This window comes from Pseudomonas sp. GW821-FHT01E05 (assembly GCF_059422425.1).
Genome location: NZ_JBWKWW010000006.1, coordinates 281543 through 296042, shown reverse-complemented (window position 1 = coordinate 296042; position 14500 = coordinate 281543). Strand labels below are relative to the sequence as shown.

9 protein-coding genes are annotated in these 14500 nt (G+C 60.1%); all 9 read left to right on the top strand.

The features are described from left to right. Positions 1-297: 297 nt before the first annotated feature. The 9 genes from glgA (at position 298) to AC07W5_RS15520 (ending at position 14458) form a co-directional block, all read left to right on the top strand. Positions 298-1866 (top strand): glycogen synthase GlgA, encoded by a 1569-nt coding sequence (gene glgA / locus AC07W5_RS15560; RefSeq protein ID WP_495023747.1) that lies wholly within the window; start codon positions 298-300, stop codon positions 1864-1866. Between the two features lie 16 nt (positions 1867-1882). Next, positions 1883-3691 carry a malto-oligosyltrehalose trehalohydrolase gene (treZ, locus tag AC07W5_RS15555; RefSeq protein ID WP_495011901.1) on the top strand — a complete coding sequence of 603 codons (1809 nt, stop codon included), beginning with the start codon at positions 1883-1885 and terminating at the stop codon, positions 3689-3691. After that, the gene (malQ, locus tag AC07W5_RS15550) at positions 3688-5766 is read left to right on the top strand and encodes a 4-alpha-glucanotransferase (RefSeq protein WP_495023746.1); all 2079 of its coding nucleotides are present in this window, start codon (positions 3688-3690) and stop codon (positions 5764-5766) included. Before treZ ends, malQ begins: the two co-directional genes overlap by 4 nt. After that, positions 5763-8546 (top strand): malto-oligosyltrehalose synthase, encoded by a 2784-nt coding sequence (locus tag AC07W5_RS15545; RefSeq protein ID WP_495023745.1) that lies wholly within the window; start codon positions 5763-5765, stop codon positions 8544-8546. The genes malQ and AC07W5_RS15545 overlap by 4 nt, the downstream gene beginning before the upstream one ends. Positions 8547-8567: 21 nt before the next feature. Then, positions 8568-8840, top strand: a complete 273-nt coding sequence (locus AC07W5_RS15540; protein ID WP_494991515.1) for a DUF2934 domain-containing protein — start codon at positions 8568-8570, stop codon at positions 8838-8840. Positions 8841-8960: 120 nt separating this feature from the next. Beyond that, complete coding sequence (glgX, locus tag AC07W5_RS15535; protein ID WP_494991514.1) at positions 8961-11120, top strand: glycogen debranching protein GlgX; 2160 nt, start codon at positions 8961-8963, stop codon at positions 11118-11120. A gap of 223 nt (positions 11121-11343) precedes the next feature. Next, positions 11344-12102 (top strand): PIG-L deacetylase family protein, encoded by a 759-nt coding sequence (locus tag AC07W5_RS15530; protein WP_494991513.1) that lies wholly within the window; start codon positions 11344-11346, stop codon positions 12100-12102. Between the two features lie 95 nt (positions 12103-12197). After that, complete coding sequence (locus tag AC07W5_RS15525) at positions 12198-12998, top strand: endonuclease/exonuclease/phosphatase family protein (protein ID WP_494991512.1); 801 nt, start codon at positions 12198-12200, stop codon at positions 12996-12998. Positions 12999-13390: 392 nt separating this feature from the next. Beyond that, the gene (locus AC07W5_RS15520; protein ID WP_495011898.1) at positions 13391-14458 is read left to right on the top strand and encodes an autotransporter domain-containing protein; all 1068 of its coding nucleotides are present in this window, start codon (positions 13391-13393) and stop codon (positions 14456-14458) included. The last annotated feature ends 42 nt before the right edge of the window (positions 14459-14500 follow it).

Sequence of the window (14500 nt, the reverse complement as noted above, 5' to 3'; positions counted from 1 at the left end):
TTTTGCCAAGTTGCCTCTCCCCTTCTAACTTCTGGCCTAGACTCAGTTTCGCGGGTGAAAAACGATCGGCCAACAGCATAAAAAAGTCGAAACTTTCTACCCAAGAGAAAGGTCAGGTTTAAGGTAAGGCCGCATTGTTTGGTGCATTCCTTGCAACGGCCAATCCACTCTTTATTGCTTCAGCGTACTCAGTGCCATTCTCTCGATTGCGTAGCGCTCATGCGCCTGGTCACAGGAGTTGACCAACCCTATCTCTGGTGTTTTGCCAGGAACAGATCAATAAAAGGGGAAAAACAGATGATCAGTGCCGCTGTAGAAACCCAAGGAGAGCTTTCTCATCAGCAGGTCGGCGAAACGGTGCCGATAGCGGTTTTCGCTCCTGCGAACAAGACGGTGCTACCGGCGCCCAGGCAGAACCCCAATCGAAAAAAAGTCCTGTTCGTAACCTCGGAAATGGCCGACCTGGTGAAAACCGGCGGTTTGGGCGACGTCTCTGCGGCGCTGCCCAGAGCGATGGCCCAACTGCATGATGTACGGGTGTTGATTCCCGGCTATCGGCAAGTACTCAACAGCGAAAATCCGATCCATATCATCGGCGAGCTGGGCGGCCATGCTGCGCTACCGCCCTGCAAGATCGGCCGCATGGACATGCCCGACGGCCTGGTCATTTATGTATTGATCTGCCCTGAGCTGTACGAGCGCGAGGGCACGCCCTACGGCGCCAATAACGGTCGCGACTGGCCGGACAACCATATCCGCTTCGCCCGCCTCGGTCTGGCCGCTGCCGACATCGCCGCCAATCTGGCGCAAATTCATTGGTGCCCTGATCTGGTGCACGCCCACGACTGGCCTGCCGGCCTGGCGCCGGCCTATATGCATTGGCGCGGTCAGCGCACACCAACCCTGTTCACTATCCATAACCTCGCCTATCAGGGCGTGGTCAGCCTGGCCTGCTGCCCGGAGCTGGGCATTCCAGTGCATGCCCTGCAACAGGAAGGCATGGAGTTTTACGGAAAACTGTCTTTTCTCAAGGCCGGGATGGCGTATTCGAGCCATATCACCACGGTCAGCGCGACCTACGCCCAGGAAATCACTACACCGGCTTTCGGCTGTGGTCTCGATGGCTTTTTGGCCAGCAAGACCCAGCAAGGTCTGCTCAGCGGCATTCCCAATGGCATCGATGACAGCTGGGAAGCGGCTACCGATCCGCATCTGGTCTGCCCGTTCAGCATCGGCGACTGGCAAGGCAAAGCGGTCAACGCCGCTCATGTACGCGAGCTGTTTGGTCTGCAGGCGTCTGAAGGTCCGTTGTTCGCCGTGGTCTCGCGCCTGGTCTATCAAAAAGGACTGGACCTGACCGAAGGCGTGGCCGAGTTCATCGTTGCCTCGGGCGGTCAGATCGCGATCATCGGGCGTGGCGAGCCGGAAGAAGAACAAGCCATGCGCGCGCTGGCCCAACGTTTCCCCGGGCAGATTGGTGTACATATCGGCTTTAATGAAACCGATGCCCGACGCATGTTCGCCGGCAGCGATTTCCTGTTGATGCCTTCAAGGTACGAGCCCTGCGGCTTGAGCCAGATGTATGCCCAGCGTTATGGCTCGTTGCCAGTGGCCCGTAATACCGGCGGCCTGGCCGACACCATCGAAAACGGCGTAACCGGCTTTCTGTTCGATGAGTCCACAGTGCCCAGCTATCAAGAAGCGCTGCAGCGGGCGTTCAAGGTATTCGCCTACCCTGATCTGCTCCACGCCATGCGCTGCAGGGCCATGGCGGTGCCCTTCATCTGGTGCAAGGCAGTCGAACCCTACGCCGAGCTTTATGAGCAATTGGTCGCTAAAGCGCTGGGTAAATCGGGCAAACAGTAAGAGGTCTTCATAATAGATGCCTTTACGGACTCTGGAAGCCTGGCCCCACGGCGCAATCATGCTGGATGCGGAGCACACCCGCTTTGCCTTGTGGGCGCCAGATGCGTTTTATGTGAGTGTCGAACTGGAAAACCGCCAGTCGCTGCCGCTGTTGCCGCAGACCGACGGCTGGTTCGTGATTCAAACCCGCTGCCCCGCCGGTACCCGCTATCGCTACAGCATCGATGGCGAACTGGATGTACCTGATCCCGCCGCCAGGGCTCAGGATGGCGACGTGGACGCTCACAGCGTGGTAGTCGACCCTCTCGCCTACCACTGGCAACACACCACTTGGCAAGGCCGCCCCTGGCATGAAGCGGTGATCTATGAGCTGCATGTCGGCGTACTGGGTGGTTATGCCGAAGTCGAAAAACACTTGCCGCGCCTGGCCGCATTGGGCATCACGGCGATCGAACTGATGCCTCTCGGGCAATTCCCCGGCGAACGCAACTGGGGTTACGACGGGGTTTTTCCATATGCACCGCAAGCCTCCTATGGTTCGCCCGAGCAACTCAAACAGCTGATCGACAGTGCCCACGGTTATGGTCTGGCGGTGATTCTCGACGTGGTCTACAACCACTTCGGCCCGGACGGCAACTACCTGCATCGCTACGCTAAAAGCTTCTTTCGCGAAGACAAACACACCCCTTGGGGAGCCGCCATTGACTTGCGCCACCGCGAAGTGCGCGACTTCTTTATCGACAATGCATTGATGTGGATTCTGGAGTATCGCTTCGACGGTCTTCGCCTGGACGCCGTGCACGCCATCGATGATCCGGATTTCCTGCAAGAACTGGCGCACCGCGTGCGACAACAAATCCCCGCCTCAAGGCATGTCTGGCTCACGCTGGAAAACGAGTTCAATCAGGCCAGCCTTCTGGAACAAGGCTTCGACGCGCAATGGAACGATGACGGCCATAACGCGTTGCACGTGTTGTTGACGGGCGAAACCGACGCTTATTACGCCGACTTCGCTGACCAGCCGACCGCAAAACTCGCCCGCTGCCTGAGTCAGGGCTTTGCCTACCAGGGCCATACCACCCGCCACGGCACACCGCGTGGTGAACCCAGCGGACATTTGCCGCCCAGCGCTTTCATACTGTTCCTGCAGAACCACGACCAGATCGGCAACCGCGCCTTGGGTGAACGACTGAACCACCTGGCTGCGCCTCAAGCGCTGCATGCCGCCACCGTGCTGTTGCTGCTATCGCCGATGATCCCCTTATTGTTCATGGGCGATGAAGGTGCTGTCAGCGAGCCTTTTCTGTTTTTCACCAGTCACCGCGGTGAGCTGGCCGACGCTGTTCGTGAGGGGCGGCGCAATGAGTTTGCCGCCTTCAGCGCCTTCGCCGATCCGCGCAAACGTGAGCTGATTCCTGACCCCAATGCACCAGAAACCTTTCACGCCTCACGACCGGTGCTGACACAAGCCAATACGGATGCGCAACGCGCGACTCAGGAGCTGTATCGGCAGCTGCTGGAGATCCGCCACCGCAAGATCACTGCGCGCTTGCCCGGTGCCCAGGCATTGGGCGCCGACGTTCTGGCCGAGGGTGCGCTCAGCGCGCGCTGGCGACTGGGTGACGGCAGCCTGCTGCGAATTGACCTGAACCTCAGCGCGCAACCGGTGGCCCATTCATCACCGGACCCGGCACCGCAGGTTCAGGCACAACAGCTTTTCGAATACCCGCAAGAGGCATTCAGCCTTCTGCAACAGGGCACACTCGCCCCATACTGCGCGCTTGTCAGCCTGACGGCGCCACCCCTGACTGGAGAGCGCCCATGAACGATGCGCAACTGGAAACACTCGCCAGACGTGCGGGGCTGGCGGTCGACTGGATCGATGCCAACGGACAGCCGCAAAAAGTCACCCCCGCCGTGCTGCGTGCCGTACTGAGCGGGCTGGGTCACCCCGCCTCCACGAAACAGGAAATCGATGCCAGCCTGCTCGAACTGCAACACGTCCAACAGAACAAAAAACTGCCACCGCTGTTGACTGCCGACGTCGGCAAAGGGCTGGACCTGGCACATTACTTTGCCCCGGGAACGCCCTGTGAGATTCATCTGGAAGACGGCGCCATCCTCAACCTGAAACTGGACGCCGAGGCTGTACTTCCGGGGCTGATTCCGGTCGGCTATCAAGGTGTCAGTATCGCCGGGCAGCACTTCACTCTCGCGGTGGCGCCCCAGCATTGCTATAGCATGGCCGATGCACTCGACAGCACGACACCGCGCGCCTGGGGCCTGAGCGTGCAGCTGTATGCCCTGCGACGCCCGGGCGATGGCGGCTTCGGCGACACCCAGGCGCTGGAGAACCTCGCCAGGGTCGCCGGCGAGCGCGGTGCCGATGCCTTGGCCATCAGCCCGCTGCACGCGATGTTCAGCAGCGACACCCAGCGCTACAGCCCCTACTCGCCCTCCAGCCGCCTGTTTCTCAACAGCCTGTACGCCTCGCCTGGAGAGATTCTGGGTGAGCGTGCGTTGCGCACAGCGATAGACGCCACCGGCCTTGCCGAGGTGCAGCACCGACTGGAGCAACAAACACTGATCGACTGGCCCGCCGCCGCAGACGCCAAACAGCGCCTGTTACGGGCGCTGTATGAAGGCTTTTGTCACGGTGATCATCCACTGCAAGAGGACTTCAGCAGTTTTCGTCATTGCGGTGGCGAAGCGCTGGAGAACCATTGCCGATTCGAGGCGGTTCAAGCCGAGCGCGCATCCCGCGGCGAAAGCCTTGACTGGCGCCAATGGCCAGAACAATGGCGCGACCCACGCAGCGCGGCACTGGCCGAATTCGCCGAGCAAAACGCCGGACACATCGGTTTCTTCGCCTTCTGCCAATGGTTGATCGCCCGCTGTCTGGAGCGTGTGCAAACGGCGGCACGCAGCAGCGGCATGGGCATCGGCCTGATCGCCGATCTGGCGGTGGGGGCGGACGGCGGTGGTAGCCAGGCCTGGAGTCGCCAGGACGAGTTACTCGCTGCTCTGACGGTCGGTGCACCACCGGATATCCTCAATCGCACCGGACAAAGCTGGGGCGTTTCGGCGTTCAGTCCTGAGGGGCTGGTGCGCAACGGCTTTCGGGCGTTCATCGAAATGCTCAGGGCCAACTTCGCCCACGCCGGCGGGCTGCGAATCGACCATGTGATGGGCCTGCAGCGTCTATGGGTGATCCCGCTCGGCGCGCCACCGAGCGATGGTGCCTATCTGTATTACCCGGTGGACGACCTGCTGCGGCTGCTGGCACTGGAATCGTTCCGGCATCAGACCATCGTGCTCGGCGAAGACCTCGGTACCGTGCCTGACGGCCTGCGGGAAAAGCTCATCGCCCGCTCGATGCTGGGCACGCGCGTGCTGCTCTTTGAGCAAGACAACGCGCATTTCAAGCCGATCCTCGACTGGCCGGACAACGCCTTGGCCACCACCAGCACGCATGACCTGCCAACGCTCAACGGCTGGTGGCATGGCCGCGACATCGAGTGGAACGCGCGTCTCGGGCTGGCCGACACCAGCGCCCAGACCCATTGGCGAGCACATCGACAGCGCGAACGTGACGGGTTGCGCCGGGCCTTGAGCCAGGACCCGCAGAATTTTCGCGAAGAGTCCCACGAGACCGATCAAGTGCTCGATGCCAGTGTGCGCTTCCTCGGCCACACCCGCGCGCCACTGGTATTGCTGCCACTTGAGGACGCCTTGGGTATCGAGGAACAGGCCAACTTGCCCGGTACCACCGACAGCCACCCCAACTGGCGCCGTCGATTCGCCAGCGACAGCGAAGCACTGCTCGATGACCCAGATGCCGCACGGCGCCTGGAAATGCTCGCCTGCGCACGACAACAGGCCTTTGAGCGTGACCGATGAATGCCACACTCAGCCACCCGCTGCGGGCAACCGTGCGCCTGCAATTTCACAAGGGCTTCACGCTCAATGACGCGGTGCCTTTGCTGCCGTACTTCGCCAGCCTGGGCATCAGCCACATCTACGCTTCGCCACTGCTCAGCGCCCGTGCCGGCTCCATGCACGGTTATGACGTGGTCGACCCGACCACGGTCAATCCCGAGCTGGGCGGCGAAGCGGCCTTGCATCATCTGGTCCACGCCCTGCGCCAACAGCGCATGGGCCTGATCCTCGATATCGTCTCCAACCATATGGCCGTAGGCGGTGCCGACAATCCCTGGTGGCTGGATTTACTGGAGTGGGGTCGGCTCAGCCCCTACGGTGAGTTCTTCGATATCCAGTGGCACTCCCCCGACCCTTTGCTTGAAGGCCAGTTACTGCTGCCATTTCTCGGCACTGACTATGGCGTGGCATTACAGGACGGGATGATTCCCTTGCGCTTCGATGCCGCACGCGGGGTCTTTTATGTCGAGCACTATGAGCACCATTTCCCGATCTGTCCCACCGATTACGGTGAACTGCTCAAACCCGACGATCAGCTGGATCCCGAACACGCGCAACCGCTCAAGTCCCTGGCTGATCGTTTCACCACCCTTCGCTACCTGCCTGATGCCCATTGCCTGGCGTTGCCGCTGCAACAGAAATTGCTCGAACTGGCCCGGCAATCGGTCATCCGACAAGCCATTGAACACACCCTGAGCCTGTACGATTCCCGCCAACCTGAAGGCCTCGCCCGCCTGCACAACCTGCTGGAGCGGCAGAGTTATCGCCTGGCCAGTTGGCGCACGGCGGCCGACGATATCAATTGGCGGCGCTTCTTCGACGTCAATGAGCTCGCCGGTCTGCGGATCGAACGGCCAATAGTGTTCGAGGCCACCCACGCAAAAATTTTCCAGCTGATCCGCGACGGCCTGGTGGACGGGTTGCGTATTGACCATATCGACGGTCTTGCTGATCCGCGGGGGTATTGCCGCAAACTGCGACGTCGGGTCGATGCCTTGTCGCCTTCGCGGCACTTCCCGATCTACGTCGAGAAAATTCTTGGCCAGGGCGAAACGCTGCACCGCGACTGGCAGGTGGACGGCAGCACCGGCTATGAGTTCATGGATCAGGTGTCGCTGTTGCAACATGACCCGCAAGGCGCCGACACCCTTGCCTGGCTGTGGACGACTCACAGCGAACGCCCCGCCGACTTCGTTCAAGAGGCACTGCTGGCCCGTCAGCAGATGCTCAACGGCTCTCTTGCGGGGGATTTCGAAAGCGTCGCCCAGGCGCTGTTACAGATTGCCCGCGATGACCTGATGAGCCGCGACTTGACCCTGGGTGCGATTCGCCGGGCGTTGCAGGCACTGATCGTGCACTTTGCGGTATACCGCACCTACATCAGTGCCTGTGGCCGGTCAGCGCAAGACGAGATGTTTTTTCAGCAAGCCATGACCGGTGCCCGTAGCACGCTGGGCGAAACTGACTGGCCGGTGCTCGACTACCTCGAACGCTGGCTCGGCGGCGAGCCATGGCGCAAGCGCCCCGTGGGCAGGCATCGCAAGATCCTCAAGCATGCCTGTGTGCGTTTTCAACAGCTGACGTCTCCGACGGCGGCCAAGGCCGTGGAAGACACCGCGCTCTATCGCTCGGCGGTGCTGCTGTCACGCAACGATGTCGGCTTCAATACCGGGCAGTTCAGCGCCCCTGTCGCCGACTTTCACCAAGCCTGCAGCCAGCGCCTGGCAACCTGCCCGGACAACCTGCTGACGACGGCCACCCATGACCACAAACGCGGTGAAGACACCCGCGCCAGGCTGGCCGTGCTCAGCGAACGCAGCGCCTGGTATGTCGAGCAGGTCGAGCACTGGCGAGCGCTGGCCGCACCACTGCGAATCGATCCCGCAATGCCTTCAGCCGGTGATGAGCTGATCCTCTATCAGACACTGCTCGGCAGTTGGCCGCTGGAACTGCGCAGCGACGAAACAGCCCTGCAGGACTTCGCTCAACGTTTCTGGCAATGGCAGCAAAAAGCATTGCGCGAGGCCAAACTCCAGAGCAGTTGGAGCGCACCCAACGAGGCATATGAACAAGCCGTTCATGGATTCCTTGAGCGCCTGTTGTTGTCCCCCGAGGGGCTGGAGTTACGCTCTGCCATCGGCGAGGCCGCGCACGTGATCGCCCCTGCCGGCGCCTTGAATGGTTTGGCTCAAACCTTGCTGCGTCTTACCGTACCTGGCGTCCCTGATCTCTATCAGGGCAATGAGTTCTGGGACTTCAGCCTGGTGGATCCGGACAACCGACGGCCCGTGGATTTCAGCCTTCGGCAGCACGCTTTGGACACGTCTTGCGATATCTCGCAGCTACTAGTGAGCTGGCGTGACGGGCATGTCAAACAAGCGTTGATTGCCCAGGCACTGACCCGGCGCGCCGAGCATCCGGAGCTGTTTCGCCGGGGCCGCTATCAGGCACTGGAAGTGCTCGGTAGCCAGGCCGGACACGTGCTGGCGTTCATGCGCGAAATCGATGGTCAGCGGGCCGTAGTAATTGTTCCAAGGCTTGCGGCCAACTTGCTGGAAATTGGCGCCAAACCGCTGTTAGACGCTCCGGTTTGGGGCGATACCCGGGTAAGACTTCCGGTCGCCGCGTCCGGGCAAAACCTGAAAGGACTTTTTTCAACGTGCGCAGTCACACTCCACAAGGAGTTAATGATCAGTGCCGCGCTGAGGGACTTTCCGGTCAATCTCTTTATACAAACTTGAGTTCAGTTCAGGAGCATTACGATGAGTACCGACGAAAAACGCGTCCGTGAATTTGCCTATCAAATCTGGGAGTCCGAAGGTAAACCTGATGGCCAGGAAGCCCGCCATTGGGAGATGGCGTGCAAGCTGGCAGAAGCCGAAGCCCTGGTCCCGAGCAAACCACCTAAAACCAGTACGACCAAGGCCAAACCCAAAGCCACGCCCTCCGCTGCTGCGCCGGTAGTGGTGCCAGCGGGTGAGAAACCGGCTACCGTGAAAAAACCACGAGCACCGCGTAAACCAGCAGTCAAGTGACGTCATAACAGCCCATGCTATCCATGCATTTTTGTGTGGCGAGCTGGCTCGCCACGATGGGTTCGTTCTCCCTGCAAAAAACGCCAGAGCGGAACATCGAACTCATTTGCAGGAGCACCTATGGCCAAGCCACATAAAGCCGCGCCCGAGCTTCACGCAGTGGCTTCACGTATCCGTGAAGGCTTGCCCTTTCCGCTGGGCGCCACCTGGGATGGCCTTGGGGTCAACTTTGCGCTGTTCTCCGCCAACGCAACCAGGGTCGAACTGTGCCTGTTCGACGACACCGGCGAAGTAGAGCTTGAACGCATCGAGCTGCCGGAATACACCGACGAAATTTTCCACGGCTATCTGCCTGATGCCCATCCCGGCCTGATTTACGGCTACCGCGTCTACGGCGCCTACGATCCGCAAAACGGTCATCGTTTCAACCACAACAAGCTGCTGATTGACCCGTACGCCAAGCAACTGGTGGGCAGGTTGAAATGGTCCGAGGCATTATTCGGCTTTACTATCGGCCACCCTGACGCTGACCTGAGTTTCGACGAACGTGACAGCGCGCCGTTCGTGCCCAAGTGCAAGGTCATCGACCCGGCCCACACCTGGGGGCACGATCATCGCATCAGTGTACCGTGGGACCGGACGATCATTTACGAAGCTCACGTGCGCGGCATGACCATGAGACACCCTGGCGTCCCCGAGAACCTGCGCGGCACGTTCGCCGGGCTGATGGTCGACGACGTTGTGGAACATATCCGCAAACTCGGTGTGTCGTCAGTCGAATTGATGCCGATCCATGCCTTCGTCAACGACCAGCATCTGCTGCACAAGGGCATGACCAATTACTGGGGCTACAACAGCATCGCTTTCTTCGCCCCGGACCCGCGGTACCTGGCCAGTGGCAAGATCGCCGAGCTCAAGGAAATGGTTGCGCACCTGCACGAAGCCAATCTGGAAGTGATTCTCGACGTAGTCTACAACCACACGGCCGAAGGCAACGAGCAAGGCCCGACCCTGTCCATGCGTGGCATCGACAACGCCTCTTACTACCGCTTGAATCCGGACGACAAACGCTTCTACATCAATGATTCCGGGACTGGCAACACCCTGGACCTGAGTCACCCTTGCGTGCTGCAGATGGTCACCGACTCACTGCGCTACTGGGCCACGGAGATGCACGTGGACGGCTTTCGTTTTGACCTGGCGACCATTCTCGGGCGTTATCACAATGGCTTCAACGAACGCCACAGCTTCCTCGTTGCCTGCCGCCAGGATCCGGTGCTACGTCAGGTAAAAATGATCGCCGAGCCTTGGGACATCGGTCCCGGTGGTTATCAGGTCGGTCGTTTCCCTCCGGGTTGGGTCGAGTGGAACGACCGCTTTCGCGATACCGTCCGGGCGTTCTGGAAAGGCGACGACGGCCAGCTCGCAGACTTCGCCGCACGCATGACCGCCTCCGGCGAATTGTTCAATCAGCGCGGCCGTCGGCCTTATACGTCGCTCAATTTCATCACCGCCCACGATGGTTTCACCCTGTACGACCTGGTGTCCTACAACGACAAACACAACGAGGCCAACGACGAGAACAATCAGGACGGCAGCAACAACAACCTGTCCTGGAACCACGGCGTGGAAGGCCCGACTGACGACCCTGAAATCAACGCTCTGCGCGCGCGCCAGATGCGCAACTTGGTTGCCACCCTGTTGCTGTCCCAAGGCACACCGATGCTGGTGGCCGGCGACGAATTCGCCCGCACCCAGCACGGCAACAACAACGCCTACTGCCAGGACAGCGAAATCGGCTGGGTCAACTGGGACCTGGACGAAGACGGCAAGTCGTTGCTCAAGTTCGTCAAACGCCTGATAAAGCTGCGCCTGGCCTATCCGGTCCTGCGTCGCGGACGCTTTCTGGTGGGCAATTACAACGAGGACATCGGCGTCAAGGACGTCACCTGGCTCGCGCCGCACGGTGGTGAAATGACCACCGAACAATGGGAAGAGAGCCACGGCCGCTGCCTGGGCATGTTGCTCGACGGCCGCGCCCAGGAGACCGGCATTCGCCGCCCGGGCGCAGACGCGACCTTGTTACTGGTGGTCAACGCCCATCACGACGTGGTCAATTTTCGTCTCCCGCAAGTGCCTGACGGCGGTTTCTGGACCTGTATGGTGGACACCAACCAACCGTCGATTCGAGGCCAGGAGCGCCTGGACTTCGATCACCAATACTCGGTAACCGGCCGCTCGCTACTGCTGTTCGAGCTGCAGCATGAGGAAGAAGATTGAAATCGCAGTTGAAGGCATTGATCCTGCCGGTATAAAAAAACTGCGACCGGTTCTTCATACAAGGGAGACTTAACCCGGAGTATGAGCAATACTCAGCTCGCGGCGATCCAGGACTCGGAGCGCCAGCAAACCTCTATCGACACGTCATCACCGGCGTGCAGAGGATTGACCACAAGCCACCGTTCAAGACTGGCTGCGGTATCAAAACAAGGACGTGACGCCAATGAAACCTGTCTCCCTCCCCGACAGCACCCTCCCTGCGCAGATATGGAACAGTGCGCTCGAGCTGGAAAATATCCCGGTCATCAGTACCAGCATGCTGGTCCCGCCAGGCGCTCGCGCGGTCGTGATCGCTCCTCACCCCGGCGACGAGGTGGTGACCTGCGGTGGTCTGTTACAGCTATTGGCCAGTCTGGGCCACCCCTTGCAACTGATCTCGATCACCGACGGCAGTGCCAGTCATCCGGGCTCGAACCTATGGTCGGCCAAGCGCCTGAGCGTATTCCGCCCGCAGGAAAGCGTCGAAGCCCTCCGGCGTCTGGGGCTGCCGATGCACAGCCTGAAGTGGATCCGCGGCGGCTTCACCGACAACGCCCTGGGCGAATGCGAGCATCAGCTGACCCAGTTCATAGCGCGCTATTTGCGACCTGGTGATGTGGTCTTCAGCACCTGGCGTGAAGATGGCGATGTCGACCATGACACCGTTGGCCGGGCCAGCGCCAAGGCCGCGGCGATGGTCGACGCGCACTTTCATGAAGTACCGGTCTGGGCCTGGCACTGGCCGGTCCGCGAACAAGGCCTGATTCCCTGGCAACGGGCGCGTAAGATTCGTCTGAACACCTGGACCGTGGCCCGAAAAAGCCATGCGACCCATGCCTACGCCAGCCAACTGGATGGCGAGCCCGCTATCGGTATCGCACCGATGCTGCCGCGGGTCATCCTGGAGCGCATGCGCCTGCCATACGAGATCGTGTTTGTGTAATCGATGCAAGCGCGGATCAATACACCGGTAAACGCTGAACTGTCGGGCAAAGCATCAGTCGCATAAGTCATCAGCCCTGAATCAGAGGAGCGACCGTGAGCAACGAATCAGACAGGCGCCCCGTCAGCCCGGCATCAACCAGCAACCCATCGGTGATTCATCGCCTGAGAGTTCTGACGGTCAACACCCACAAGGGCTTCACGGCCTTCAACCGGCGCTTCATCCTGCCAGAATTGCGCGAAGCGGTTCGCAGCACCTCGGCGGACCTGGTGTTTTTGCAAGAGGTGCTGGGCGAGCACGACCGCCACGCCTCGCGCTACTTCAATTGGCCGCAGCAGTCACAGTACGAGTTTCTCGCTGACAGCATGTGGAAGGACTTTGCCTATGGACGCAACGCGGTCTATCCGGACGGCCATCACGGCAACGCCCTGTTGTCGAAATACCCAATCAGGCAACACCGCAATCTCGACGTATCCATCACCGGCCCCGAACGTCGCGGGCTGCTGCATTGTGTGCTGGAAGTGCCGGGGCATAACGAAGTTCATGCGATCTGCGTGCATTTGAGTTTGCTGGAAAGCCATCGTCAGTTGCAGCTGGCCCTGCTCTGCCAACTGCTCGAATCGCTACCCGACGATGCGCCGGTCATCATCGCTGGCGACTTCAACGATTGGCAGTTGCAAGGCAACGCCACCCTCGCCCGGCGCGACTATCTGCATGAAGCCTTCGAGCGCCATCTCGGGCGCCCGGCCAAGACCTATCCGGCACGCTGGCCACTGCTGCGTCTGGACCGTATTTACTTGCGCAACGCCAGCAGCCACGAGCCGAAGATTCTCAGTCACAGGCCGTGGACACATCTTTCCGATCACTTGCCATTGGCAGTTGAAGTGCACTTCTAACAACCCGAAGCCGATCATTTTAGCCGAGTCGGCACCGTCGGCAATCCGGGTGTCAGGGTAGTCCGGCACTCTCGTAGCTACCTGACAAAAGGCTCTAGCCAGCGTCCTGGAAAATGATTTGACGTACAAACAAGAGCTTAGAGAATGTATAAATATCAATAATTTGACGACTCTAAATTAACCATACCGCCCATCGTCCAATTTCTTGACGCAACGTCAAGGGTCTTCTTAGCTTCACCTTACTACCCCCGGAAATACCATCAGGGGCAAGCCTCCAAACGCCCGCGCAAGCAGGCCGACAGGGCTTTGCCCCAATAAATTCGGTCGCCCCTCATTCGGGGTAGGAGAGACGCCAAAGCGAGATAAGGCATGCCATTGCAAGGTAGACCTCCATGAAAATTTCCATCACCTCACAAGAGATCAAAATCACTATTTACACCGTTTCGACTTCACTGCTGCTGTGCTCTGCCATGGAGGTTCAGGCAGCCTCCGCCGATGATGAGTCGATCCCCTGGTATCGCCAGGACGTTCCAGCGTTTACCTTGCCAACACCTGACTCGATGTTCACTGGCCGTTACACTACAAACCCCACCCTCGACACTCACCCGTTGACTGTTTACGAGGCCGCGCCCGCTGCATGGGAGCGCGTGTATGGTCAAGCCTCCAGACAGGCTGAAACCGACTACCTCACCTCCCAGTCTTCCGGCAACGTCGATGGCCTTCTCAAGGGACCAGCGCTCTACACCGTGCAAAACGATAGCGGGCACACCCAACGTGTCGGCTTGCTGGGTGGTCAGAGCCAGTTCCAGACCAACAGCAATGGCATTGTGATTACCCGCGCCATGGCCGCCCCCCGTAACGATAGCCTCGATCTGCAAGGCTCAAGCCTCGGCGCCTACTGGAGCCTGACCGGTTCGCAGGGCTGGCATGTGGATTTGACCGCAAGCGGTGGCCGGGTCAACGGCTACAGCCGCACCGATCAGGGCGCACGGCAAGCGACCGAAGGTAGCGCGGTGACCCTGTCGGTCGAAGGCGGATTTCCCATCGGCATCAACGAAAACTGGGTAGTCGAACCCCAGGCGCAGTTGATCAACCAACGAATTAGCCTGGACACCCCGAATGCCGGAAGTGGCAACTACTCGTCCAGCGACTTGACCTCCTGGAGTGGCCGGGTTGGTGCGCGCTTGAAAGGTAACTACCAGATTAGCGGGCTGCCGATCGAACCCTACGTGCGGACCGACTTGTGGCACACGGTAAACAGCACTGACACGCTGACTCTCGGCCAGGTCGACAAGATCAGCAATAGCCGCAACTCCTCCACCGTTGAACTGGGCCTTGGCCTGATAGCCAAGGTCTCGCCCACTGTGAACCTTTATATGAGCGCCGATTACAGCAGCGACGTCGACACCAATGCCCTCAACGGCTTGATCGGCGTCCTGGGTGTGCAGATGCGTTGGTGAGGGTTTGCCGCGACAAGCGTCAAACCTGTGGCGAGGGGGCTT